25 protein-coding genes are annotated in these 24,859 nt (G+C 64.0%); 12 read left to right on the top strand and 13 right to left on the bottom strand.

Going from position 1 to position 24,859, the window contains the following annotated elements:
- Window positions 1-3: 3 nt before the first annotated feature.
- Together V6657_RS08950 and V6657_RS08945 are read right to left on the bottom strand one after the other, a co-directional pair.
- The gene (locus tag V6657_RS08950; protein ID WP_048932314.1) at window positions 4-531 is read right to left on the bottom strand and encodes a hypothetical protein; all 528 of its coding nucleotides are present in this window, start codon (window positions 529-531) and stop codon (window positions 4-6) included.
- Between the two features lie 153 nt (window positions 532-684).
- Window positions 685-1,629 (bottom strand): DMT family transporter, encoded by a 945-nt coding sequence (locus tag V6657_RS08945; RefSeq protein WP_048932315.1) that lies wholly within the window; start codon window positions 1,627-1,629, stop codon window positions 685-687.
- A 167-nt stretch (window positions 1,630-1,796) separates the two neighbouring features.
- Between V6657_RS08945 and guaB the strand changes: the two genes are divergently transcribed.
- The 3 genes from guaB (at window position 1,797) to guaA (ending at window position 5,560) form a co-directional block, all read left to right on the top strand.
- Window positions 1,797-3,260: an IMP dehydrogenase gene (guaB, locus tag V6657_RS08940; RefSeq protein WP_048932316.1), complete on the top strand. Its 1,464-nt coding sequence runs from the start codon at window positions 1,797-1,799 to the stop codon at window positions 3,258-3,260.
- A 124-nt stretch (window positions 3,261-3,384) separates the two neighbouring features.
- Complete coding sequence (locus tag V6657_RS08935; protein WP_048932317.1) at window positions 3,385-3,966, top strand: hypothetical protein; 582 nt, start codon at window positions 3,385-3,387, stop codon at window positions 3,964-3,966.
- The gene (gene guaA / locus V6657_RS08930) at window positions 3,941-5,560 is read left to right on the top strand and encodes a glutamine-hydrolyzing GMP synthase (protein WP_048932318.1); all 1,620 of its coding nucleotides are present in this window, start codon (window positions 3,941-3,943) and stop codon (window positions 5,558-5,560) included. Before V6657_RS08935 ends, guaA begins: the two co-directional genes overlap by 26 nt.
- A gap of 81 nt (window positions 5,561-5,641) precedes the next feature.
- Here the strand turns inward: guaA and V6657_RS08925 are convergent, their stop codons facing one another.
- The 8 genes from V6657_RS08925 to V6657_RS08890 all read right to left on the bottom strand — a co-directional run bounded on the left by V6657_RS08925 (window position 5,642) and on the right by V6657_RS08890 (window position 13,434).
- Complete coding sequence (locus tag V6657_RS08925) at window positions 5,642-7,975, bottom strand: EAL domain-containing protein (RefSeq protein ID WP_048932319.1); 2,334 nt, start codon at window positions 7,973-7,975, stop codon at window positions 5,642-5,644.
- 371 nt (window positions 7,976-8,346) lie between these two features.
- Entirely contained in the window at window positions 8,347-9,603 is a 1,257-nt protein-coding gene (locus tag V6657_RS08920; RefSeq protein ID WP_048932320.1) for an MFS transporter, read from the bottom strand.
- On the bottom strand, window positions 9,600-9,929 hold the full coding sequence (locus V6657_RS08915; RefSeq protein WP_048932321.1) for a hypothetical protein: 330 nt from the start codon (window positions 9,927-9,929) through the stop codon (window positions 9,600-9,602). Before V6657_RS08915 ends, V6657_RS08920 begins: the two co-directional genes overlap by 4 nt.
- Before the next feature lie 16 nt (window positions 9,930-9,945).
- A complete protein-coding gene (locus V6657_RS08910; RefSeq protein ID WP_048932322.1) occupies window positions 9,946-10,398 on the bottom strand; it encodes a MarR family transcriptional regulator in 453 nt (150 codons plus the stop codon).
- Window positions 10,399-10,521: 123 nt separating this feature from the next.
- Window positions 10,522-10,980: a DUF3828 domain-containing protein gene (locus V6657_RS08905; protein ID WP_048932323.1), complete on the bottom strand. Its 459-nt coding sequence runs from the start codon at window positions 10,978-10,980 to the stop codon at window positions 10,522-10,524.
- 7 nt (window positions 10,981-10,987) lie between these two features.
- A complete protein-coding gene (locus V6657_RS08900; protein WP_048932324.1) occupies window positions 10,988-11,362 on the bottom strand; it encodes a CHAP domain-containing protein in 375 nt (124 codons plus the stop codon).
- A gap of 145 nt (window positions 11,363-11,507) precedes the next feature.
- Entirely contained in the window at window positions 11,508-12,176 is a 669-nt protein-coding gene (locus tag V6657_RS08895) for a PQQ-binding-like beta-propeller repeat protein (protein ID WP_048932371.1), read from the bottom strand.
- 37 nt (window positions 12,177-12,213) lie between these two features.
- Window positions 12,214-13,434 (bottom strand): hypothetical protein, encoded by a 1,221-nt coding sequence (locus tag V6657_RS08890; RefSeq protein ID WP_048932325.1) that lies wholly within the window; start codon window positions 13,432-13,434, stop codon window positions 12,214-12,216.
- A 110-nt stretch (window positions 13,435-13,544) separates the two neighbouring features.
- Between V6657_RS08890 and V6657_RS08885 the strand changes: the two genes are divergently transcribed.
- From V6657_RS08885 to V6657_RS08870, 4 genes are all read left to right on the top strand, one after another.
- Complete coding sequence (locus tag V6657_RS08885; protein ID WP_048932326.1) at window positions 13,545-14,324, top strand: DUF899 domain-containing protein; 780 nt, start codon at window positions 13,545-13,547, stop codon at window positions 14,322-14,324.
- On the top strand, window positions 14,302-15,120 hold the full coding sequence (locus V6657_RS08880; protein ID WP_048932327.1) for a DUF2182 domain-containing protein: 819 nt from the start codon (window positions 14,302-14,304) through the stop codon (window positions 15,118-15,120). The genes V6657_RS08885 and V6657_RS08880 overlap by 23 nt, the downstream gene beginning before the upstream one ends.
- Before the next feature lie 123 nt (window positions 15,121-15,243).
- Window positions 15,244-16,452 (top strand): DUF418 domain-containing protein, encoded by a 1,209-nt coding sequence (locus tag V6657_RS08875; protein ID WP_048932328.1) that lies wholly within the window; start codon window positions 15,244-15,246, stop codon window positions 16,450-16,452.
- A gap of 142 nt (window positions 16,453-16,594) precedes the next feature.
- Entirely contained in the window at window positions 16,595-17,986 is a 1,392-nt protein-coding gene (locus tag V6657_RS08870) for an L-cystine transporter (RefSeq protein ID WP_048932329.1), read from the top strand.
- A 51-nt stretch (window positions 17,987-18,037) separates the two neighbouring features.
- Here the strand turns inward: V6657_RS08870 and pcaQ are convergent, their stop codons facing one another.
- Window positions 18,038-18,982, bottom strand: coding sequence for a pca operon transcription factor PcaQ (pcaQ, locus tag V6657_RS08865; RefSeq protein ID WP_048932330.1), 945 nt, complete (start codon window positions 18,980-18,982; stop codon window positions 18,038-18,040).
- Between the two features lie 94 nt (window positions 18,983-19,076).
- On the opposite strand from pcaQ, the gene pcaH reads away from it, so the two are divergent.
- The 3 genes from pcaH (at window position 19,077) to thpR (ending at window position 21,230) form a co-directional block, all read left to right on the top strand.
- Window positions 19,077-19,817: a protocatechuate 3,4-dioxygenase subunit beta gene (gene pcaH, locus V6657_RS08860; protein WP_048932331.1), complete on the top strand. Its 741-nt coding sequence runs from the start codon at window positions 19,077-19,079 to the stop codon at window positions 19,815-19,817.
- Entirely contained in the window at window positions 19,817-20,512 is a 696-nt protein-coding gene (gene pcaG, locus V6657_RS08855; protein WP_048932332.1) for a protocatechuate 3,4-dioxygenase subunit alpha, read from the top strand. The genes pcaH and pcaG overlap by 1 nt, the downstream gene beginning before the upstream one ends.
- Before the next feature lie 133 nt (window positions 20,513-20,645).
- Window positions 20,646-21,230, top strand: a complete 585-nt coding sequence (thpR, locus tag V6657_RS08850; protein WP_048932333.1) for an RNA 2',3'-cyclic phosphodiesterase — start codon at window positions 20,646-20,648, stop codon at window positions 21,228-21,230.
- Window positions 21,231-21,253: 23 nt separating this feature from the next.
- Here the strand turns inward: thpR and V6657_RS08845 are convergent, their stop codons facing one another.
- Window positions 21,254-21,949: a DsbA family protein gene (locus V6657_RS08845; RefSeq protein ID WP_048932334.1), complete on the bottom strand. Its 696-nt coding sequence runs from the start codon at window positions 21,947-21,949 to the stop codon at window positions 21,254-21,256.
- Window positions 21,950-21,962: 13 nt separating this feature from the next.
- Window positions 21,963-22,844, bottom strand: a complete 882-nt coding sequence (locus tag V6657_RS08840; protein ID WP_048932335.1) for an MBL fold metallo-hydrolase — start codon at window positions 22,842-22,844, stop codon at window positions 21,963-21,965.
- Between the two features lie 111 nt (window positions 22,845-22,955).
- Between V6657_RS08840 and V6657_RS08835 the strand changes: the two genes are divergently transcribed.
- Both V6657_RS08835 and V6657_RS08830 read left to right on the top strand, forming a co-directional pair.
- Window positions 22,956-23,858, top strand: a complete 903-nt coding sequence (locus V6657_RS08835; protein ID WP_048932336.1) for a LysR family transcriptional regulator — start codon at window positions 22,956-22,958, stop codon at window positions 23,856-23,858.
- Between the two features lie 54 nt (window positions 23,859-23,912).
- Window positions 23,913-24,857, top strand: a complete 945-nt coding sequence (locus V6657_RS08830; protein WP_048932337.1) for an endonuclease/exonuclease/phosphatase family protein — start codon at window positions 23,913-23,915, stop codon at window positions 24,855-24,857.
- The last annotated feature ends 2 nt before the right edge of the window (window positions 24,858-24,859 follow it).

Genomic DNA, 24,859 nt, shown 5'->3' with positions numbered 1-24,859 from the left:
CGTTCAGTTGCAGTTGGCGCTCAGGGCTGCCTGGTTGCGCGCTACGGCGGCGGCGCGCTGGTTGTCATCCATAAAGGCAATTGAGCCGTCGGCCTGCGCGGTACCGATGCGGCGGCCTTCCTGCATATACGTGGTTTCGTTGCGCAGGCGCGCGCATTCCGCCTGCTTGCGCTGAGCGGCTTCGGCCTGTTTGGCCTCGTCCTGCTCCTTCTTTGCGCGATCGGCCATGCGTTTGCGCAGGGCTTCGTCCGGATCAACGGCGACGCTGGAGGCAGGTTGGGTGGCCTTGGGTGCAGAGGCAGCCTGAACGGCGGAAGCCGGAGCCGGGATTGCCTCGTACGCGGTAGCCGTGCGGCTGTTCGGGTTGCGGATGATGCGGCTGGGCGGTACCGACGGCGGCGGCGCCGCGTCGCTGTACACCATCAGGCCTTTCTCATCGCGCCATTGCCAGGCCCATTGCGCTTGAGCAATCGGGCAGGCGAGGGCGATCAGGGTAGCGGTGGCGGGCAGCAGGACGTGCAGTCGTTTCATGGGGTTCTCGTTCGATGGCCTGCCGACGGCGCGCTGGCCGACCCGACGACGGCCCACGACGCGCACGGGAGCCCGGTGGCGTGATCGCCACTCGCAAATTGAGAACGATGGCGTAACCCGGCCATCGACTCGCCCCCCGGCAAGGCGCCCAGTTTATGCAGACTTGTCTTCTGCGTGCAAGCGTACGGACCAGCCGACACCCGCGATCAGCAAGGCGATTGCGGCGATTTCAAGCGGGCGCGGCCAACGCCCGTCGTACACAAAGCCATATGCCAGCGCGAACAGCGTCTCGAACACGATCAACTGGCCGGACAGCGTGAGCGGCAGGCGGCGGGAGGCCATGTTCCACAGGTTGTTGCCGATCAGCGACGCGCCGAGTGCCACGGCAGCGTTCACCGCCCAGAACGTGCCCCACACGCGCCCGCTGCCGCTGGTCCAGCCTATGCCGCCCACCAGCAGGGCAGCTGCGGTCAGCGCGGCCGACAGAGCGCCGCTCGAGATGCCGTACAGGGCCGACCATTCGTTGCTCGAAAAATGCGGATTGCGTTGCAGGTAACGCGCGTTGTCCACCGCGTACCACGTCCAGCTGCACAGCGCGCCGGCCGCGCAGACAATGCCGGCGATGCGCTGCCAGACGGGTCGCGCGGTGGCTGCAGCCGTTGCGGCCCCGTGGCCGAACAGATCGATGTTGATGCACACGATGCCTGCAGCCACCACCAGTAGCGGCCAGATCAGTCGGGAAAGCGGCACGGCGCCGTGGTCGCGGTGGCCGAGCACTGTCACGGTGATGGGCAGGATGCCGACGATGAGCGAAGTGGGCGCAACGCCAGCCAGTTGCACGCCAAACGCCACCAGAACGTAATAGACAAGGTTGCCGCTGCAGGATTGTTTGACCAGCGCCACGCAGTCGGCGCGGGTGATCTTGCGGGCAATGCGGGGAAGGATCGGGGCTGCAGCAATGGCCGCGATGGCGCCGTAGGCGAGGTAGCGGCCGAGGGCGAGTTCCCAGGGGGAGAACGCGGGCAGCGCGCGGGGCGCAATGAAGACCATGCCCCACATGGCCCCAGCCAGCAGGGCGCACAATACGCCAATTCCCATTCGAACACTCGCGAGGCTGGCACGGTATGACCACCAGCGGCGGCCGCTGGCGGCGCAGCGCGCTTTAGATGCGTGCGCGAAGAAAAATTTATCGAGCATAGCACGGCCTTCTACAACCGTGGGGCGATTTCCCGTATAATCCGATTTTGCGCCTAGAGGAAATTGCTATGCGTCTTGTCCAGAAAGCACTCACATTCGATGACGTGCTGCTCGTCCCGGCTTACTCGGCCGTCCTGCCCCGCGATACGTCCCTTCGCACCAAGCTCACCCGTTCGATCGAACTTGCCATTCCGCTCGTCTCCGCTGCCATGGATACGGTTACGGAAGCGCGGCTCGCCATCGCCATGGCGCAGCAGGGTGGTATCGGTATCGTCCACAAGAACCTGAAGCCTGAAGAACAGGCGCGCGAAGTCGCCAAGGTGAAGCGCTTCGAATCGGGCGTGCTGCGCGATCCGATTACCATCGGCCCGGACATGAAGGTCCGCGATGTGATGGCGCTGTCGGCACAGCACGGCATCTCGGGTTTCCCGGTGCTGGAAGGCAAGAAGGTGGTGGGCATCATCACCAACCGCGACCTGCGCTTTGAAGAAGAGCTGGACGCCCCGGTGCGCGCCAAGATGACGCCGAGCGAAAAGCTCGTCACCGTCAAGGAAGGCGCCTCGCTGGAAGAGGCTAAGCGCCTGATGAACAAGCACCGCCTGGAGCGCGTGCTGGTGGTGGGCGACGATTTTGAACTGCGTGGCCTGATCACCGTCAAGGACATTCAGAAGGCAACGGAATACCCGCTGGCTTCGAAGGACGAGCGCGGCTCGCTGCGCGTTGGCGCGGCGGTTGGCGTTGGCCCCGACAATGACCTGCGTATTGACCTGTTGGTCAAGGCCGGCGTGGACGTGATCGTGGTCGATACCGCGCACGGCCACAGCCAGGGCGTGCTCAGCCGCGTGCGTTGGATCAAGGACAACTACCCGCAAGTGCAGGTGATTGGCGGCAATATCGCCACCGGCGATGCGGCCAAGGCGCTGGTTGACCATGGCGCGGATGGCGTCAAGGTCGGTATCGGCCCAGGCTCGATCTGCACGACGCGGATCGTCGCTGGCGTGGGCGTGCCGCAAATCTTTGCGGTGTCCAACGTGGCCGAGGCGCTCAAGGGCACGGGCGTGCCACTCATCGCTGACGGTGGTATCCGTTACTCGGGTGATGTTGCCAAGGCACTGGCTGCCGGCGCGCACACCGTGATGATGGGCGGCATGTTTGCCGGTACGGATGAATCCCCGGGTGAGGTGTTCCTGTTCCAGGGCCGCTCGTACAAGAGCTACCGTGGCATGGGTTCGGTGGGCGCGATGAAGGATGGCGCTGCCGACCGTTACTTCCAGGAAGACAACACCGCCAACGTCGACAAGCTCGTGCCGGAAGGCATCGAAGGCCGCGTGCCTTACAAGGGCTCTGCGTTGCCGATCGTGCATCAACTCACGGGCGGTGTTCGCTCGTCGATGGGCTACTGCGGTTGCGCATCGATTGCCGAATGGCACGAGAAGAGCCAGTTTGTGGAGATCACGGCCGCAGGCATGAACGAATCGCACGTGCACGACGTGCAGATCACGAAGGAAGCGCCGAACTATCACCGCGACTGATCGGCAACTCGATCACCGCACACAAGATAGAAGGCAAGCAGTACTGCCGCCGGGGCGCGCGGGCGCTCCGGCTGATTCAACCGGTGGCCGGAGCACGGGCGGCCACCCGCAACTGGAGACACTGATGAAAGCGCTTTTGCGACTCGTTCTGTTTCTGGATGCGGCTGTCGCACTGTGCGTCGGTCTCGTCCTCCTGGCCTCGCCGATGACGTCCGTCTTCGGCGCACTGCAACTGCCGCAGCCGGAACCGGCGATGTACGGCCAACTGCTCGGCGTCACGCTGATCGGGCTGGCCTGGCTGTTGTGGCAAGCCACCATCAACGGGCAACTGACCACTGCGGTGGCGCAGGTGGTTGGCCACGTGAACCTGGCAGTAGCCGTGCTGGTGATTGCGTGGCTGCTGTTCTTCCACCTGCCGGTGGAAGGCGCGGGCCGGATCTGGCTGCCGACGTTTGCTGCAGTGCTGGCGGCGTTCTCTGCCGTGCAGATTCCCGCATCGCGCCGCGTGCGCACCAATGAGCGCGAGCGCGCGCAGAAGGCTCGCGATGAAGCCGCTGCCGCCCGCGAACGCCAGCGCACGGAAACCACCGCCGAGCGCAAAGAGCCCGCCTACATGCCGCCGCCTGGGTACGGCCCCGGCACTGAAGTCGACACGATTGCCGATTCCATTCCTCCCCAACATGCACGACAAAGTCCTCATCCTTGATTTCGGCTCGCAGGTTACGCAGCTGATCGCGCGCCGCGTGCGCGAAGCCCACGTCTACTGCGAAATCCACCCGAACGATGTGTCCGACGCCTTTGTGCGCGAGTTCGCGCCCAAGGCCATCATCCTGTCCGGCAGCCACGCCAGCACCTACGAAGACCACCAACTGCGCGCGCCCCAAGCCGTGTGGGACCTGGGCGTGCCGGTGCTCGGCATCTGCTACGGCATGCAGACCATGGCCGTGCAACTGGGCGGCAAGGTGGAGTGGAGCGACCACCGCGAATTCGGTTACGCCGAGGTGCGCGCGCACGGTCACACCCGCCTGCTCGACGGCATCCAGGACTTCGCCACGCCGGAAGGCCACGGCATGCTCAAGGTGTGGATGAGCCACGGCGACAAGGTCACCGAGCTGCCGCCGGGCTTCAAGCTGCTGGCGTCCACGCCGAGCTGCCCGGTCGCCGGCATGGCCGACGAGGCGCGCGGCTACTACGCCGTGCAGTTCCACCCGGAAGTCACGCATACCGTGCAAGGCCGCGCGCTGCTCGAGCGCTTTGTGCTGGAGATCGCCGGTGCCAAGCCGGACTGGGTCATGCGCGACCACATCGAAGAAGCCGTTCAGCGTATCCGCGAACAGGTGGGCGATGAAGAGGTGATCCTGGGTCTGTCGGGCGGCGTGGATTCGTCGGTGGCGGCTGCGCTGATCCACCGCGCCATTGGCGACCAGCTCACGTGCGTGTTTGTCGACCACGGCCTGCTGCGCCTGGACGAAGGCAAGATGGTGATGGACATGTTCGCCGGCCGCCTGCACGCCAAGGTCGTGCACGTGGATGCCTCCGAGCAGTTCCTCGGCCACCTGGCCGGCGTGACGGACCCGGAAGCCAAGCGCAAGATCATCGGCCGCGAATTCGTCGAGGTGTTCCAGGCGGAAGCCAAGAAGCTCTCCAACGCCAAGTGGCTGGCGCAGGGCACGATCTACCCGGACGTGGTGGAATCGGGCGGCACCAAGACCAAGAAGGCGACGACCATCAAGAGCCATCACAACGTGGGCGGCCTGCCGGAAACGCTGGGCCTGAAGCTGCTCGAACCGCTGCGCGACCTGTTCAAGGATGAAGTGCGCGAACTGGGCGTGGCGCTGGGTCTGCCGCACGAGATGGTGTATCGCCATCCGTTCCCGGGCCCGGGCCTGGGCGTGCGCATTCTGGGCGAGGTGAAGCGCGAATACGCCGACCTGCTGCGCCGCGCTGATGCGATCTTTATCGAGGAGCTGCGCGGCACCAAGGCAACGGCGCAGGATGCGGCTGCCGGTCTGTGCGCCGAAGCCGATGTCGGCAAGAGCTGGTACGACCTGACCAGCCAGGCATTTGCAGTGTTTGTACCGGTCAAGTCCGTTGGCGTGATGGGCGATGGCCGAACGTATGACTACGTGACGGCCATGCGCGCGGTGCAGACCACCGATTTCATGACCGCCCACTGGGCGCACCTGCCGTACGCGTTGCTCGGCCGTGTGTCGAATCGCGTCATCAATGAGGTGCGTGGGTTGAGCCGGGTCGTGTATGACATCTCGGGCAAGCCGCCTGCGACGATTGAGTGGGAGTGAGGTTGCACCTCCCAAGGTATTGAGAAGAAAGCCCGCATTGCGCGGGCTTTTTCTTGTGCTTGAAACCTTGCGTGAAACGAGTCAACCGACACACGCCCGACGTGCTGCGGTTTCCGGCGCCTCCACGTAACACGCCTCCACCGTGGCCTTGTCTTCATCGGACGGCGCGGGCCGGGCGTAGAAGTACCCCTGCGCTTCGGTGCAGCCTGCCTGGCAGATCATTCTGACGTGCGCCTGCGTCTCCACGCCTTCGGCCACGGTGGTCACACCGAGCTGGCGGCCCAGATCGGCGATGGCCTTGACCAGCACTGCGCTGTCAGATCGCTCCGGCAGGTCGCAGACGAAGGAGCGATCGATCTTGATCTTGTCGAATGGGAACGCGCGCAGATGCGCCAGCGACGAATAGCCGGTGCCGAAGTCATCGAGCGCGACACGCACCCCCATGTTGTAGAGCTGGCGCAGGTCTTCAAAGCTCTCTGCCTCGTTCTGGATCAGGGCGGTCTCCGTGACCTCGATCTCCAGGCGGTCCGCCGCGAGGCCTGAGTCGAGCAGGACGGCTTGCACCGTCTGTGCCAGCGTTGCCTTGCCCAGTTGCATGGGCGAGATATTGACGGCGACGCGGGCACCATCTTTCCAACGCGTCGCTTCGCGGCAGGCTTGGTGGAGCACGAAGCGGCCGAGCTGGTCGATGAGGCCGCTTTGCTCCGCAATCGGCACGAACTCCGCCGGCGGGACCCAGCCGCGCTGCGCATGGTGCCAGCGCACCAATGCCTCGCGCGCGGTCACTTTGCCGGTCTGCAGATTGACGATCGGTTGATAGAAGACGAACAACCGGTCCTGGCGCTCCAGCGCGGCGCGCAACTGGGCTTCCAGCCGAGCGCGTTCCTGGATGCGGGTTTCCATGGCCGTGCTGAACAGGCGTGCTGTGCCCCTGCCGGCCGCCTTGGCGGCATAGAGCGCCATGTCGGCGCGTGAGAGCAGGTTCTCGGCATCCTGACCGTGGGCAGGCGCCAGCGCAATGCCCACGGATGCCCCGATCCGCACGCTCTGATCCGTGCCGAGCGAGTATGGCGCACTGAGGACCGCAATGATGGCGCAAGCCAGCGCGTTGGCATGGTCCGCGTCGTCATGCGACACGAGCACGGCAAATTCATCGCCGCCCAATCGCGCGATGGTCGAACTGGCGTGGTTGCACACCGCGCGCAACCGCGCTGCGACCTGTTCCAGCAGCGCATCGCCCGCGCGGTGGCCCTTGGTGTCGTTGACGAGCTTGAAACCATCGAGGTCGATATACAGCAGCCCAGCGCGGGTCCCCGGTGTTGCCAGGCGGGCATCCAGCTCTTCACGGAAGTTGGTGCGATTGGCCAACCCGGTGAGCATGTCGTAGTGGGCAAGCTGACGGATGCGGTTCTCGGCTTCCACCTCTTTGGTCACCAATCCCCAGGTGAGCATGGGGCCGATGTAGCTGCCATCGTTGGCATGCACGGCTGAAACCTTCAGGTCCAGGACTTCCGGCCCAAGCTGCACGCGCGTGTTGTAGGGCAGGTTGGCCGGGTCGGCGAGCAGCCGGCGCTGAACCTCCGGGTGCGCATGGAAGATGTCAATCGACGTGCCAAACAAGGCGTCTGCCTTGACTGGCAGCAGATGCGCGATCCGATCGATCAGGCGCTTGGAGGTGTTGTTGGCGTAGTTGATGGTGAACGTGTCCGGTTTGACCGTCATGACCGCAATCGGCATGTCGTCGATCATGTGCAACAGGCGGCCCTGTTCGGCTTCTCGGCGGCGGGCCTCGGTCTGTGCGTTCACCCTGAGGGTGAAGTCCCGATAGTTGATCATCAGGATGACCAGCAGACCGAACGACACCAGGGCCATGTTGATGGCGATGGCCACGAACGTCGGTTGCCCCGTTGCTGCGAAGAACGCGATGAATGCGCCGTTGACGATCACCGTGACCGTGACGGCAGCCGGGCGCAGATGCATCAGGCAGAAGATGCATGCGATCACGGTGATGGCCATGTAGAAGGCCAGGTAGGAACGCGTATAGGGGTCGCCATAGTGAAACAGCGCCAGCGACCAGGTCGTGAAGGATACGGCGATGGCACCGGCCAGCCGATTGGTGCGTTTGAGGGCGTTGAGCGCAAGCTCAGGCGTCGGGTCGATGCGCCTGGAGCGCCACCAGTGCAGCACGCGCACGGCGCAGGCCGCGCTGAGCAGCAGCGGCACGCCGATCGACAGCCAGGCAGGGGCGACGGCGCGGAAGGTCAGCGCGACGGCCCAGGTGCTGGTGATGAGGATGAAATACATCATCGGCAACTGGCGCGAGAACGCGCGGTACTGCGCTTTGAGCAGTTCGGGGTTGTCCGAGGACACCCCCATGAAGTGCATTACGGTGCTCGCAAACGTTCTGATGTTCATTGAACGCTCCAGGGTTCGGAACGGTCGGGGTGCGAGCAGGTATCCGACACGTTGGGCAACGACAAAGTACTAGGTCGGGGCAGGGCCCTGGGCATATACGGCAGTTGCAGCGAGGGTTTGCATGACGACCATGAACGGCACGATCCCAGAACCGTTAGGCGACAGGGTTGGTGGGCCGCCAGCGGCATGACATTTCCTTTGGGTATGACAGGGCGGCCTGTTTTTGACACGGCTTATGCAAAAGAAGCGGACGATTCGTCCCTTTCTGCATAGCACATTCGTATGAGGGATGACGGCAAGAAAGGACTAGGCCTCACGTGAGAGGCCGTGGGCTCGATGCCCCCAGATGGCGATGCATCGAGCCCGTGATCTCAGGGCGTGCTTTGCCCCAACGTCGACGGCGTTTGCTGAGGCAGGTGAATCTGCTGCCGCATCACGTAAATCGCAACCGCGGCCGATAGCAAGCCTGAAAGCGCACCCACCCCGAGCGACCAGCGCGGCCCGAGATGATCCGCCACCCAGCCCACGATCGGCGCACCAATGGGGGTGCCGCCCAGCGCAATGGCCACGCGCAGCGCCATGACGCGGCCGCGCATGGCCGGCTCGGTGGACAGCTGCATCAGGCTGTTGCTCGTATTGGTGAAGGTGAGCGCCGCGATGCCAGTGATGACCAGCGCCGCCGCAAACAGCCAATAGCTCGGTGCAATGGCCGCCAGTGTGCAACCCAAGCCAAACATCGCCGCACCAATCAGCAGGGACTTGAATTCCGGGCGCTCGCGCCCCGCGGCGAATAACGCACCGGATATCGTGCCCACCGCCATCATCGACGACAGCACGCCGTAGCCACGCGCATCCGAATGAAAGACGCTGGCGGCCATCGTCGAGATGAAGATCGGGAAGTTCAACCCGAACGTGCCGATCAGGAACAGCATGACCAGCATGGCCTTGAGGTCGGGGCGGGCCCACACGTAGCGGATGGCCTCTGCGAAGCCGCCTTGCGAGCGGCGTGCACGCGCATTGGGGCGCAGTTCGGACTTGCGCAGGAAGAAGAGCGAAGTCAGCACCGCGATGAACGAGAGCCCATTGGCCAGGAATGCCCAGCCTGTGCCGAGAGTGGCAATGGCGATGCCTGCCGCTGCGGGCCCCACCATGCGCCCCGCGTTGAATGACGTCGAGTTGAGCGCCACCGCATTGGGCAAATCGCCATCGCCCACCAGTTCCGCCACGAACGTCTGGCGCACCGGCGCGTCAAATGCCGACGCGCAGCCAGACAGAAACGCCAGCAGATAGACATGCCATAGCTGAACCGCACCGGTCACGGTCAGCAGCCCGAGTATCAGCGCCAACACGCCCGACGTTGCCTGGGTGGCCATCAGCAGCTTGCGCTGGTTGTAGCGGTCGGCGGCAACGCCCGTCCAGGGCAGCAGCAGAAGCTGCGGCCCGAACTGCAGCGCCATCACCGTGCCCACTGCAGAAGCGTTGTGATTGGTGAGCTGTGTCAGGACCAGCCAGTCCTGAGCGGTGCGCTGCATCCACGTTCCCACGTTGGAGACCAGCGACCCCGCTGCCCAGAGGCGGTAGTTGTAGACGCGCAGTGAACGGAAGACGCCTGTTGACGATGTGCTCATTGGCGTTGTGGCAGGTTGCCGCCGTTGAAGCGGCCAAAGCGCCGCGCCAACGGCACGCTGAGGGCCAGGATGCCCAGACCGAGCGCTGCGGCATCCGCGGTGTCTCGCAAGTTGAAATCCCCCACGCGGAGAACGAGCACGTAGCCGACCACCAGGTTGAACAGGCTCCAGAGCACGTTCACGGTCGAGGATGAAAGGCCTTCGCCACGCGGCGTTGCAAACGGACTTTGGAACGGCTTGCCGGCGATACCGAACACGAAATGCGGTACGGCGTTGGCAAGAAATGCGCCGCCGAAGAACCACGATACGAGATGCAGTGATGCCATGTCAGGGGCTCCTTGTTCAGAATTCGGCAAGCCGTTGCAGCAGCTTGACGGCGCTGGCCAGCTCGGCTTGTTCCTGCGCAGACAGTTGGGCTTGCAGTGCACGGAAGAGCCAATCGTCCTTGGCGGCGCGGCTTTCCTTGAGCACTTTGCGGAAACCGGGTGTCAGCTCGATGAGCGTCTGCCGGCCATCGGTCGGGTCTGGCGTGCCGGCAACTGCCCCCATCCCTTCCAGCCCTGCAACGGTGACGCGCATGGACTGCGGCTTCACGCTCTCCGCACGGGCAAGTGCAGAAACCGTGGCGGGGCCGTTACGGTCCAGGCGCAGGAGCACCGACTTTTGTGCGTGGGTGAGATCGTTCGGATGCACTTGTTCGCGCAGCCGCCGGGACAGCTTGCCCAGAGCAATGCGCAGATCACCCGCCAGCGTGGCCGGCGGGGTGGGGTCGTTCGGGGGCGGTGATTTAGCCATGCGCCAAGCATAGCATTAATGCAGTTTAACTGTGCAGTTAAACTGTAATGTTTCGCAGGGTGCACAAAACGAAAAGCCCGCAGCAATACGGGCTCTTCTTCATGGGTGCGGCAGGTGCAGGTGTTACTGGAAGTCCAGCGTGTCCTCCACCTTGGTGATCTTCCACCCATCGTCCAGCTTGCGCAGGAAGACGAGCACGCTCACCTTGTCCTTCGAGCCAAACGTGACCGGCACCACGGCAACGCCCTCCAGCAGGATCGGAGCGCGGGCCACGGTGTGTTCCGCCCAGTCCTTCTCGTCGTAGTCCTGGACCTTGGTGAAGTAATCGGCGTCGCCCGGCATCTCATTGCGGCGGTAGGCTTCGCGCAGGCGGTCTACCGTGTCTTTTGCAACGTAGGTGTAGATGCCGTTGTCCGTGAGTGGGTAGACCGATTTGGTTTGCAGCTTGATGTACCACGCGTAGAACGCCTTCGTATCGGCTTCTGGCGTGGCCGCCTTGCCCTGTGCCATGACGGCTTGCATACCGAGCAGGCCGACGGCGAGAACCAGCCATGCCAGCGCTCTGGAAAGTCGTGTCTTCATGGTGGCCTCAGTCGTCGTGGCGATAGATCTTGTAGGCGGGCTGCGCGGTCCGATAGGCCTGTCCGGGGTAAAAACCTTGCGGCCCGTCGTTCTGCGTGAAATCGGACACCCATACCGTGCCGTTATAGATCGCCATGTGCCCGGACGGATGACCCGGCGCCGGCTGGATGACGACAATGTCGCCCTTGCGCGGGGCGGTCAGCACGGTGTGAAAGCCGGCTTCTTCAAGGACGGGGCCGTAGTCTTTGGCGTAGTGCGTCCGCCCAAGCGTTGCGCCACCCCATTCAATCGCCTTGCGCACGTACTTGGCACAGTTTCCGGTGCTGTTCGGCTGCACGTGGATGTCGGCGTAATTGGCGGCGCGGTTTCCATCGTAGGGCATCGTGTCTCTCCTGAAATACGAGTGTGGGCGCGGCCATCGTACAAGGAGTGCTTCAGCGGAATGTTATGGGGCTTTCAAATACGCCGGCGCGCAACAAAGAAAGCGCCCGCGCGATGGCGGGCTTGATGCTGGGGCGCCGGTTTGGCTATTCGGCGGCGCTGTCGGCCGGCGTTTTCGCCGCTTTTCCGGGGCGGCGCACGGCTCGAATCTTCCCGCTGGTGCCGCCGCCGCAGAAGAACTGGTCGGCGCCGTCCGATTCGAGCCCCGACACGCCCACACCTGTCGGCATGTCGATCTGTTCCAGCACTTCGCCCGTGTGTGGGTCGATGTGCCGGATGTCGCTGTCGTCGCCTTCCCAGGTGGCATGCCAGAGTTCGCCGTCAACCCAGGTGACGCCCGTCACAAAGCGGTTCGACTCGATGGTGCGCAGCACGGCGCCGGTTTCGGGGTCGATCTGGCGGATCTTCTTGTCCCGATAATGGCCCACCCATAGCGTACCTTCGGCCCAAGCGAGCCCGGAGTCTCCACCGGCGCCCGGCGCAGGAATGGTGGCGAGCACTTTTCCGGTTTGCGGGTCGATCTTGTGGATACGGTCTTCTGCGATCTGGAACAGGTGCCGCCCGTCGAAGGCCGTGCCGGCGTGGGCGGGCACGTCAATCGTGCGCAGCGCTTGGCCGCTGGCAGGGTCGACTTCCTGCACATGGCCCCCGGCTGCAAACCAGACGTGCTGGCCGTCGTACGTCACGCCGCCTACGTTGTCGGCACCCGGGAACGGGCCGTATTCGCGCACGATTTCGGCGGTGGATCGTTTCATGTTCGTGTCCAGTGGATTCGGTTGCGGAGTCTTCATCCTAGTCACTCGGCAGCGGCGCCGGGAGTAACAAGGTGGTCGCGAATCCGGGCACAGGTGGCGTCATCCAGCGGCGCGCGCGCCCGTGCCCGAAGCACTGCACCTTGCCTGCCGTCGCCAGGGTATCGAGCGCGCGCTGCACGGTACGTTGGCTGCTGCCCAGCGCGAGCGCCAGAGCCGAGCTGGACCACGACTCCCCATCTGCCAGGCAGGCAAGCACGGCGGCATGTGGCTCCTCAACGGGCTGCGCCAGCACGACGATCTCGTGCGCGCGCCGTGGCTGCAGTGCGAACCCTTGTTTGGTTGCGCTCACCGATGCTAGATCGCCGAGTGCGGCGCGCAGCCGCCCGATCTCGACACGCAGGCGTACGCGGTGCGATTCATCGGCGTGCCTCGTGCGGAATGCCTGGGCGATGAGCGTGTCTCTTGGCACGTCTGCCGGCCAGGCTTCGGCCAGCGCGCGGGCCAGGGTGAACAGCACCGGGCGTGTGGCGAGCGTGACGACCGTGTCGGTCTCGCGCACGGCAAGGCGGCATGCATCCACGACAAGCGTTCTTGACGCGAACAGCGCTTCCACCTCTTCGAGCCGGAGAAGGCGTGCATCGCCTCGCGAGAGCAGGCGTGCGGCAGGCGCCTGCAGGGCAAGGGCTGCGTTTTCGACTTCCGCCGTGAGTGCGGCGATGCCTGCTTGGCGCGCAGCGCGTTCAGCGTGCGCAAGCGCCGTACGTGCAGGCTGCGTTTGCAGGCGGCGCAGTGCAATGCCCGCGATGACCAGCTCATGCGCCGCCCGCAGGACAGGCGGCAGCGTGGCCGGGTTCTGCCCCTTCAGCATGCGTTCGGCGTCGTCCAGCCGGCCAATGAGAAGAAAACGTCGGATGTCGAGATACCGGGCATGTGCGGCGTTGACATGATCGCCATGCGCTTCAAGCGCGATACGTGCCGCGTCGAGCGTTTTTTCGGGCCAGCCCAGGTCACGCAAGGCGAGGGCAATTTCGGCTTCGGCAACGACGCAGCGCGCGCGGGCCAGGGCTTCTCTCGGTCCGAAGGCGCGCGCTGCGTTGCGCAGCAGTGCCCGTGCGCGCGTGAGATCGCCAAGCTGTGCCATGGCGATGCCGCGCAGCGCCAGTGCCGGCGGATCGTCGCGCAAAGCGACGCGGTTCAGCGCCCCGAACGGGTCACCCACCGCGAGCGCACGTGCGGCTGCCGTGATCAGCGAGTCCATCTGAATCCCGCCACACTTGTCACTCCCTCCGGTTGGTGTCGGCGCCTAATCTAGCACACGCGTTTCCACCCGAATTTCCATCCGAACTGTGCACCGATACGGAGGCAAGCATGACCACAACACACCTCACCCAACATGCCACCGCGACACGGCAAGCGTGGCTAAAGGCACGTCTTGAGCTGCTGGCAGCAGAGAAAGCGTTGACCCGCCGCAGCGACGAACTCGCACGCCAACGCCAGGCGCTGCCATGGGTCCGTGTCGACAAGACCTACCGCTTTGAAACCGATGAGGGGAGTGCGTCGCTGGCGGACCTGTTTCGCGGGCGTTCGCAACTGCTCGTCTATCACTTTATGTTCGGGCCGGATTACAAGGCTGGCTGCCCGTCGTGCTCGATGATTGCGGACGGGTTCAATGGCTTTGCGACCCATCTGGCGAATCACGACGTGCTGCTGCTGGCGGTGTCGCGCGCACCGCTGGAGAAGCTACAGGCCTACAAACAGCGCATGGGCTGGACCTTTCCGTGGGCGTCGTCGGTCGACAGCGATTTCAACTACGACTTCAACGTCTCGATTTCCGAAGCGCAGCAGCGCGCCGGTACGGCCGACTACAACTACGTGCGCGGCAGCCACGTGATGGACGCATCGGATCTGCCCGAACCCGTGCAGCAGTTCGCCGCCATGTGCGGCACCGATGCCCCCACCTATGTGCGCGACCGACCGGGCATGAGCGCGTTCGTGCTGGAGGATGGCATCGTGTACCACACGTACTCCACCTATGCGCGCGGGCTGGATGGCCTCTGGGGTGCGTACCAGTGGCTGGATCGCGCGCCCCTTGGGCGCAATGAGGCTGGTGTCTGGTGGCGTCGCCATGATGAGTACACGCAGCGTTGAACTGCCACGCACGCAAGCGGTGTCCGAGCGCGGTTTCCTTGGTGTCTCGGCGCTGCTTTTCGTGGCCAGCACGGTGGCGACAGTTGCGTGGTGCACGTCGATGGCGGGCGTGGGCCAGATGCCGATGCCAGGCGGCTGGACCGTGTCGATGATGTGGATGCCGATGTGCGGGCAGACATGGCTGGGCACCGCGGCATCGTTTCTCGGTATGTGGGTTGTGATGATGGTGGCGATGATGCTGCCGTCTCTGGTGCCGATGCTGCGGGGGTATCGGCACAGCGTGCGCGCGACGGGTGCGGTGCGTCTGGATGTACTGACCACCCTAGTAGGCCTTGGCTACTTTGCGGTGTGGGCTGCGTTTGGTGTGGTGGTCTTTGCGTTTGGCGCTGCACTGCTTGCGCTGGAGATGCGTTGGCCGATGCTGGCGCGTGCCATCCCCGCGCTGACGGGAATCGTTGTCCTCGGGGCTGGTGTGCTCCAGTTCTCCGCATGGAAAGCGCATCGGCTTGCGTGTTGCCGAGAGGCGGCAGGGTCCAATCGTGCATTGCCCATCGATGTTAGAGCGGCCTGGCGACATGGCGTGCGACTCGGTCTGCGTTGCAGTGGCGCCTGCGCAGGCTTGACGGCGATCCTGCTCGCTACAGGTGTCATGGACCTGCGTGTGATGGCAGTTGTGGCGGCAGCCATCACCGTTGAGCGTCTTGCGCCTGGCGGTAAGGCTGTGTCGCGCGTTATCGGTGCCATTGCCACAGTGGCGGGCGTGTTCCTGACCGTGCAGGCGGCAACGCTCGGGTGACAGGGCGCTCGCGCCCTTGCGGCCGGCTGAGCGCGTGGTGCCCGCAGTCAGTCAGCCACAAGGCAGCGCGTCAGCATGCGGAATATCCTGCCTTCCGTTCAAGCTGCCTTGTCGGAATCAGCCATGGCCCAGTCTTCAATCGAGCGTCAATCGAGCCTTGACGCGCTGCGCGGTTTTGCCCTGCTGGGCATCCTGGTCGTCAACATCATCGCTTTTGCTACGCCGTACTACGGCACGGGCGTGCCCGATCCGATGGCGCAGAGCCGCGTCAGCCACGCGGTCATGGCGGGCATTGCCTTGCTGTTTGAATGGAAGTTTTACCTGCTGTTCTCGTTTCTGTTTGGCTACAGTTTCACGCTGCAGATGCAGTCGGCCGAGCGCGACGGCAAGGCGTTTGTGCCGCGCATGCTGCGACGGCTTGTCGGGCTCTGGGTGCTCGGGCTGCTGCATGGCGTGCTGCTGTTCCATGGTGACATCCTCACCACCTATGCAGTGATGGGCGCTGTGTTGCTGGCGTTGCGCAGCCGGGCCGACAAGACGCTGACCAAGCTGGCCGTGGGCCTGATTGTGGGCACGGCCACGGTGTGGGCGATCATCGGCGTTCTCTCTGTGCTCGACGTCGATGCAACGCGCGATTCGAAGGCACTGGCGGAGGTCACCGCGGCGCTCACCGCGTTCCGCAGCACACCCTCGGGCGTCATCGCGCAGCATGTGGAAGCGCTCAAGGGAATGTGGGTCGTGACTGCCTTGATGCAGGCGCCGACCGCATTGGCGATGTTCCTGATGGGGTGCCTGGCAGGGCGGCGCGGGCTGTTCTCGGCATCGTCGCCAACCGCCGGCACCAGCAAGCTATACAAGCAATGCCTGATTGCCGGCGCCTGTGTGGGCCTACCGGCTGCAGTGGCATATGCCTATGGCACGACAAGGCTCGCTGGCACGCCGTGGGATCTGCTGGGCCTGTCGTTGAGTCTGCTGACGGCGCCATTGCTGACCGCTGCGTATATCGGTGGGATGCAGTTGCTGTTCCGCAGCCGCTGGGGCCGGTGGTGGCTGGGCGTGCTGGCGCCTGCCGGGCGAATGGCGCTGTCGAACTACCTGATGCAGTCGCTGGTGTGTTCGGTGATCTTTCTGGCGTATGGATTCCGCATGATGGGCCGGGTCAGTCCGCTGGACACGCTGCTGATCGCGTTTGCAATCTTTGCGGTGCAAACGGTCACCAGCCGCTGGTGGCTGGGCCGTTTTGCCTATGGCCCGGTGGAGTGGCTGCTGCGAGCGGTCACGCACTGGCGGTTTTCGGCGTTGCGCGCCGCACCGAAGGCGTTGAGCAGCTAGGGCAGCGCCAAGACGTTCGTGTGAGATTGAGTCATTCCTTGCTACGACGCCATTTGTGCATCTGTCGTAAGATGCCGGGGCAATTGACGATGGTGATGCAGGAGTCGTCACTTTCGCTCACACATAGCAACTCAATAGAACAATGAACGTTTCGCTCATCCTGAATATCGCCGCCTTCGCCGCCATCTTGATTGGCCTTGGCGCCTGCGTGAAGTCGAACTGGAGCCTGGCAAAGCGCGTGCTGCTGGGCATGGTGCTGGGTATCGTGTTCGGTCTGGTACTGCACCTGATCTATGGCGACGACAGCGCAACGCTCAAGCAATCGATTGCGTGGTTCAGCATCGTTGGCGGTGGCTACATCCAGTTGCTGCAGATGATCGTCATGCCGCTGGTGCTGGTCTCCGTTCTCAATTCGGTGGCCAAGCTCAACAGCACAGCGTCGTTGGGCAAAATCAGCGTGCTGACCATCGGCACGCTGCTGCTCACGACGCTGATTTCTGCGCTGGTCGGGGTGTTCGTCACCAACCTGTTTGGCCTGACCGCGCAAGGGCTGGTGCAAGGCGCGCAGGAAACCGCTCGCCTGACCGCGATCCAGGACAACTACGTTGGCAAGGTGGCGGACCTCTCGGTGCCGCAACTGCTGCAGTCCTTCCTGCCGAAGAACCCGTTTGCAGAACTGACTGGCGCCAAGCCGACGTCGATCATCGGCGTGGTGATCTTTGCCGCATTCCTGGGGGTGGCGGCACTGCATCTGCTCAAGGACGACGCGGTGAAGGGCGAGCGCGTGCTGACCGCCATCGATACCGCGCAGGCCTGGGTCATGAAGCTCGTGCGACTCGTCATCCGCCTGACTCCATATGGTGTGCTGGCGCTGATGACCAACGTGGTGGCCGTGTCCAACGTGCAGGACATCATCAAGCTCGGTGGCTTTGTGGTGGCCTCTTACCTGGGCCTGGCGATCATGTTTGGCGTGCATGCCGTGCTGCTGACGGTCAACGGCATCAATCCGATTCGCTTCTTCCGCAAGGTGTGGCCGGCGCTGTCTTTTGCGTTCACGAGCCGGTCGAGCGCCGCCACCATTCCGCTGAGCATCGAAGCGCAGACACGGCGCATCGGCGTGCCGGAATCGATCGCCAGCTTTGCGGCGTCGTTCGGCACCACCATTGGCCAGAACGGCTGCGCGGGCTTGTATCCCGCCATGCTGGCCGTGATGGTGGCACCTACGGTCGGCATCAACCCGTTTGATCCGGTGTGGATTGCAACGCTGGTCGCGATCGTTACGCTCAGCTCGGTCGGTGTAGCGGGCGTTGGCGGCGGGGCCACCTTTGCCGCGCTGATTGTCCTGCCGGCCATGGGCCTGCCGGTGACGCTGGTGGCGCTGCTGATCTCCATCGAGCCGCTGATCGACATGGGCCGTACAGCACTCAACGTCAACGGCTCGATGACCGCCGGGACCATCACCAGCCAGTTGCTGGGGCAGACTGACCGAAGCGTGTTTGATGCCGGCGACGAGCCGGAACTGATGCATCGTTGATCTCCGCGCCAAAAAAAGAAAATGCCGACCTCGTGGTCGGCATTTTGCTTTTCAGGGCGCTTGCGCCAGATCGGTCAGCATCTCCATGAATGCGCTGGCAAGTTCGCTGGGCACGCTGGCACTTCGGTGCAGCAGGCCGACGGGCTCCTTGGTGGCGGAGGTGGCAATATCCAGTCGGACCAATCCGCCGCGCTGAAGGTCATCACGCGCTGCGCGTTCAGGCGTGACCCACACCGCGTTGGAGCGGCATGCCAGCAAGCGGGCGACCGATACGGACAGCGTTTCCGTGACGCCTGTCGGCAAACGCAGGCCGTGTGTCTGAAATAGTGCTTCAGTATGATGGCGCGGCACGGTGCCCGGCGTGGCGATCACCAATGGGTAGTCCAGCACGGCCTGCAATGACGCGGATGCGCCTGGCAGCGCGAGCAACGGATGTTCCGGGCGCACTACCAGCGCCAGCGGTTCGGCGTACAGCAACGCGAACGACAACCCCTGCATGGCATCGGGCTCAGCCATGCGGCCAACCACAAGATCGAGTTCCCCCGCCTTGAGCGCTGCCAGCAATTCCGTGTTGATGCCTGTGCGCAACCGAATGCACGCATGCGGACGCTGCGCATGCAGGCGGGCAATCGCCTGCGGAAGCAGGCCGCTCGCCACCGTCGGCAGGGCACCGACGTGCACGACAGGTGCAGAGGCTTCGCCCGAACCCATTAGCGCAGCGGTGGCCGATTCCAGCGCTTGTGTCACCCCCACGGCATGTCGCAAGAACTGCTCGCCGGCCGCCGTGAGCCGCGCACCTTGCCGGCCACGCTCGACCAGTTGCACACCGGCAAGCGCTTCCAGTTCGCCCAGTGTTTTCGACACCGCCGGCTGGCTCAGGTGCAGCCGCTCAGCCGCACGCCGCAGGTTGCGCTCCTGCGCAATGGCAACAAAGCAGCTCAGATGGCGAAAGCGGATGCGTGAGGGCAGGTCACCGGGTAGGGCTGGACTATCCATAACTTGTGGTTATCGATTTTTCGATCAGAAGTCAATTTACTTCACTTTTTGGCAGAGATACAGTCATCCCCACAGATTCCAACGGAGACGCCCCATGACCCTGCCGCTTTCCGGCACCGGCGAGTTCGCCCAGCGCGACACCGCCCAACACCCGCCCGCGCTCACCCCCGTGTACAAGACCAGCGTGCTGCGCTCGCCGCGCAATGCGCTCATCTCCACGCTCAATACGCTGTCGGAGACCACCGCACCGGTGTTCCACCCGGATGACCTCGGCGCGCTCGATAACGACCTCATCCTCAACTACGCCAAAGATGGCCTGCCGATTGGCGAGCGCATCATCGTCCACGGCTATGTGCGTGATGAATTCGGCCGCCCGGTGCCGAACGCGCTGGTGGAGGTGTGGCAGGCCAACGCCGGTGGCCGCTATCGTCACAAGAAAGATCAGTACATCGCACCGATCGACCCGAACTTTGGCGGCTGCGGCCGCATGCTGACGGACGCCAACGGCTACTACGCCTATCGCACCATCAAGCCGGGGCCGTATCCGTGGCGCAACCGCATCAACGATTGGCGGCCCTCGCACATCCACTACTCGCTCTCGGGCGATGGCTGGGCGCAGCGCCTCATCACGCAGATGTACTTCGAGGGCGATCCGATGATCGCGCAGTGCCCGATCATCAAGACCATCCCCAGCGAAGAGCAGGTGCGCGGCCTGATTGCGCTGCTCGATACGGCCAACCACGTGCCGCTCGATGCGCGTAGCTACCGCTTCGACATCACGCTGCGCGGCCGCCGCGCCACGCATTTCGAGAACGCCCTGCAAGGAGCCAAGTGATGACGACGACCACGCTTCATGCCTCGCTCGAACGTGCGCAGGCAACGGCCATGACGACAACGCCGCCTTTCGCGCATTTCAATGAGACGGCCTCGCAGACAGGCGGCCCTTATGTGCATATCGGGCTTGCACCGCGCCAGGCCGGCTTCGATATCTACGAGAAGGAATTCGGCAATGTGCTGACCACGCCCGCCACGCGCGGCGAGCGCATCGCGCTTGAAGGCCGTGTGTTCGATGGTTCCGGCTCGCTCGTGCGCGACGTGCTGATCGAAATCTGGCAGGCCAATGCCGACGGCAAATACGCACACTCGGCTGACCAGCAGGACAAGCCAGTCGATGCCGCTTTCCGCGGCTGGGGCCGCGCGGGTGCCGATTTCGACACCGGCGTCTATCGCTTCGAAACCATCAAGCCGGGTGCCGTGGCAGGGCGCGGCAATACCGTGCAGGCGCCGCATATCTGCATGGTGCTGTTTGCACGCGGCATCAACCTGGGCTTGCATACGCGCGTGTACTTTGCGGATGAGGCCGCCGCCAACGGTGCCGATCCGGTACTCAATGGCATTGAGTGGGAAGTGCGCCGCAAGACGCTGATTGCCCAGCGCACCGAGCGCAATGGCGAGGTGGTCTACACCTTTGATGTGCGTCTGCAGGACACGCCCGATGGCGGTGCGGAAACAGTGTTCTTCGACATCTGATCGATCGCCGCGTCACATGAAACAACGCCCGACGGGTTCGTCCCGCCGGGCGTTGTTTTTTGGAGCAATGCGCAAGACGTCATGCGCTTGTCGATAATGGAGGCCTTGATGCTCCACACCTGACACCCGCGCTGTGACCCAACTCACTCTTCCCGGATTCGAAGCCACGCCGCAATTGCCCGCGCACCGCCTGTTTCTGGCGATCAAGCCCGATGCCGGTACTGCAGAACGCATCGTGCGGTTGGTCGAGCAGTTGCGCCCGGTAGTGGGTTTCAAAGGGAAGGCGCTACGCCCGGAGCGCTTGCATATCACGCTGTATCACCTGGGCGATTTTGTTCAACAGCCGCCGGAGGATCTGGTTGCGCGCACGCGGCAGGCTGCTGAGCGCCTTGCCTTGCCGGCTTTCGATGTCACGCTCGATCAGGTTGTGAGCTTTCATGGCCGACGCGACCATCGTCCGTTCGTGCTGCTTGGCAATGATGGCGTGAGCGAACTGATGGCGTTTCAGTCGGCGCTGGGCGAGGCCTTGCAGCATGCTGGCCTGCCTGTGCCGCTTGGGCATTTCAAGCCGCACATCACGCTGTTGTACGACCGCGGCGGCTTTGCGCCCAAGCCGGTCGAACCCGTCACCTGGACGGTGCGCGAGTTCGTCCTCATCCATAGCTGGCTCGGCAAGACGCGGTACGACGAGCTTGGCCGCTGGGCACTCAAAGGCTGAGCTTCGCGCCGTTCTTCGCCCGGTTACGCGCAGCCATCCGGACCGCAAACCGGGCCGTCAGCCTCACTTACTGGCGCGGGTGCACCGATATGCTGTGCAAGGGCCTGCGCCCATTGCTCCGGGCGGCCAAGCCACGGGCCGACGTCGATTGTGCCCAGGTGGCCTTCCGCATCTTCCAGTGCAAATGTCGGGAAACCCTGACCGCCCACGCGATCCAGCCACTGCCGGCTTGCCGCAATGTGCTGCAGCGTAAGCGCGCCGGCCTGCCGCGCATATTCCGCATCGAATGCCTCGGGAGGCAGGCCCAATTTGACGGCCAGCTCAAGCAGCACGGGCAGATCGGCAATCCGCCGGCCTTCTTCGTAGTGCGCGCGTTGGACGCGGTGGATCATGTCCAGCCCGTGCCCGCCAAGCGCTTCGGCAGCCAGCACCGCGGTGATGGGCGGCTCCGAATCCATGACCGCGCTGGTATCACGCAGCAGGCCGTCAAAGTACGGTTTGCCGAACGGCTGACCGGACATCTCGGCGATGCGGTGGTCGTGGGGCATGACGTAGTCGCGCCATTGCGGCGTGACCATGCGCCGGTTTGCGCCGGCCAGCATGCCGCCGCCATGAAAGGCGACGGTCAGGCCCGGCACCGTGCGGGCGGCATCCACCAGCGGCGCGGCGCCGTAGCACCAGCCGCACAGCGGGTCGAAGATGTAATGCAACGTCGTCATGAACAATCCTTGGTTACTGCGGCCACTTCATTTCGCCCTTGATGACCTTGGCGCTCAATTCCAGCGATGCATCGCCAGGCAGCGACGGGTAGGCCGCTTTCATCGCCTTGACCAGTTCGGTCGAGTTGTTGGCGCGGGCGGCTTCCACTTCAAAGGTCTTCAGGTAGTCCGCCGTAAAGCGGACCGCTTCCAGCCCCGTGGGCATCGGCCCGATGAAGTGGCCGGGCACCACCGTCGTCGGCTTGAGCGCGGTGATGTTATCGAGCGTCTGGAGCCAGCCCAGGCGTGATTCGCGCGTTTGCGTGTCGGCCACCCATACGTGGTCGCCGTGGTTGACCACCACGCCGCCGGCCACCGTCTTGAGCGACGGGATCCACAAGTACGTGCGTGCGGCGTCTGGGCCGTTCAAGCCCTTGATCTCGATCGTGCGGCCTTCCAGCGTGAGGTGGTCGGCGTGCAGTACGTCGGGTAGCACAAGCGCCTTGGGGGCGTTGTCTTTCAGGATCGGGCCCCAGTAGGCGAGCTTGCCTTGCATCGACGCCTGGATGGCCGCCACGGTTTGCGGCGTGGCCACGATCTTTGCCTTCGGGAAGGCCGCGCGGATGACGTCGAGGCCGAAGTAGTAATCCGGGTCGCTCTGGCTGATGTAGACGGTGGTGAGCGTCTTGCCGCTGGCCTTGATCTTCTGCACCAGGGCCTCTGCATCACTGCGCTGGAACTGGGCGTCGATCAGGATGGCGTCGTGCGCACCCGTGATGATCTCCGACGACACCGGGAAGACACCCTTGTCGCCCGGGTTGTACACCTCCAGGTGCAGCGGCGCCGGGGCGGCGGCATGGGCAACGAGGCCGGCGCTGACAAGGCTGGCGGCAAGGAGGGTGCGGATCAAGGTCATCGGGTGCTCCTGGGTAAGTGAGGTGTGATGGCAATGTCGCTACTGTAGGTTGCTTGATTCGATCGAAAAACCACCTAAGATGCGCATATTTGTTTCGCCAATCGATCAAATATGGACCGAATCGTTGCCGCTGAGGTGTTCGTGGCCATTGTCGAGCGTGGCAGCCTGAGCGCGGCCGCTGAAGGGCTCGACATGTCGCGCGCCATGGTCACGCGCTATCTGGCGCAGATGGAGGATTGGTCCGGCGCGCGCCTGCTGCACCGGACCACGCGCCGCATCGGCCTGACCCCGGCCGGCGAAGCCACGCTCGTGCGGTGTCGACAGATCCTGGAGATTGCCGCGCAGATGGCGGTGGCAGATGGTCCCGAGGCCGACACGCCACGCGGCTTGCTGCGCATCGCCTGCGCACAATCGCTCGCGCAGGAAGTGTTGAGCGCGGCGGTCACCGCGTACTTGCGGCGCTATCCGCAAACGGCGGTCGACCTCGTTGTCGACAACCGCACCATCAACCTTGTGGAAGAGCGCATCGATCTGGCTGTGCGCATCACCAACGATCTTGATCCGAACCTGATCGCGCGGCGGCTGGGCACGTGCGAATCCGTGGTGGTGGCCGCGCCGTCGTACCTGGCTGTGCATGGTACGCCGCGCCGAGTGGAAGACCTGGCCGTACACAACTGCCTGACCTATTCGTATTTCGGCAAGAGCCTGTGGAAGTTCACTGATACGAAGACGGGGGCGTCGTCCGACGTGCCGGTGAGCGGCAATCTGAGCGCGAATGAGTCGATGGCGCTGCTGGCGGCCGCCAGGGAAGGCGCCGGCGTTGCACTGCAGCCGGCGTTTGCCGCCGCGCCACTCATCGCCGCCGGCCAGCTCGTGCGCCTGCTGCCCGAGCACGTGCCGCAGGCGCTCGGCATCCATGGTGTCTATAGCTCACGCAGGCAGATGCCGGCGGCGTTGCGGGCGATGCTGGATTTTCTGGTGGAGTGGTTCAGACCACGTCAGGGCGCTGTCTGATATTGCAGTCTGCGTGCGGTCACTAGAGTGGCGGGCTTTCAGGCAGGGAGCCCCATGAACTACGACGGCATCACCCCAGAGATTGCGCGCGGCCTGCTGGTCCTGCGCGCACGTATTGCCCAAGCGAAGATCCCGTCTTCCAAACTGGATGAAACGCTCAACATTGCCACCTGGAACATCCGCGAGTTCGGCAAGAAGCCGCGCACCAAGACCGCGCTGTACTACATCGCGGAGATCCTGCGGCAGTTCGATCTGGTTGGCGTGCAGGAAGTGCGTGAGAACCTGGGCGACCTCAAGCGCGTGCTGGAGATTCTTGGCCCCGACTGGCGCGCCGTGTATTCCGATGCGTTGATCGACGCCGGTGGCAATCGGGAGCGCATCGCCTATGTCTACGATCGCCGTGCCGTTGCCTTTACCGGTTTGGCAGCGCAGGCGCAACCGCCACGCACAAAACGCGGCATGGAGTATCTGTCGGACATTTCATGGTGGCGCCGGCCGTATATGGTGTCATTCCATTCCGGCAACTTTGACTTCGTCTGCCTTTCCGCCCACATCCGCTGGGGAAACAGCGAGCGGGATCGCCTGCCGGAAATCGAGGCACTGGCCGACTGGGTCTACACCAAGGCGCAAGAGAAGGACACGGACGGCAAAGACCTGATCGTCATGGGTGACTTCAATGTGCCCAGCGAGAAGAGTCCGCTGTTCCAGGCGTTGACCGCCCGCGGGTTGCGCGTGCCGGACAAGCTGCTGCGCAGCACCTTTGGCAGCAACCTGGAGAAGAACAAGCGCTACGACCAGATCCTGCAAATGCCGGAATACCCCGAGAGCTTTACCAACGCGGGTGGCGTGCTCGATTTCTACCGGGGCGACCACACGCCGCTGTTCCCGCGCCTGACCAAGCAGGCGATGACGTATCAGCTCTCAGACCATCTGCCGCTCTGGGTGCAGATCAACACCAATACCGAGGAGCACGCGCTGCGGGCGCTGGCGGGTGAATAGGC

It is taken from the genome of Ralstonia sp. RRA, from assembly GCF_037023145.1.
In the GTDB taxonomy this organism is placed as follows: Bacteria; Pseudomonadota; Gammaproteobacteria; order Burkholderiales; family Burkholderiaceae; genus Ralstonia.
This window is presented reverse-complemented; position numbering and strand designations above follow the sequence as displayed.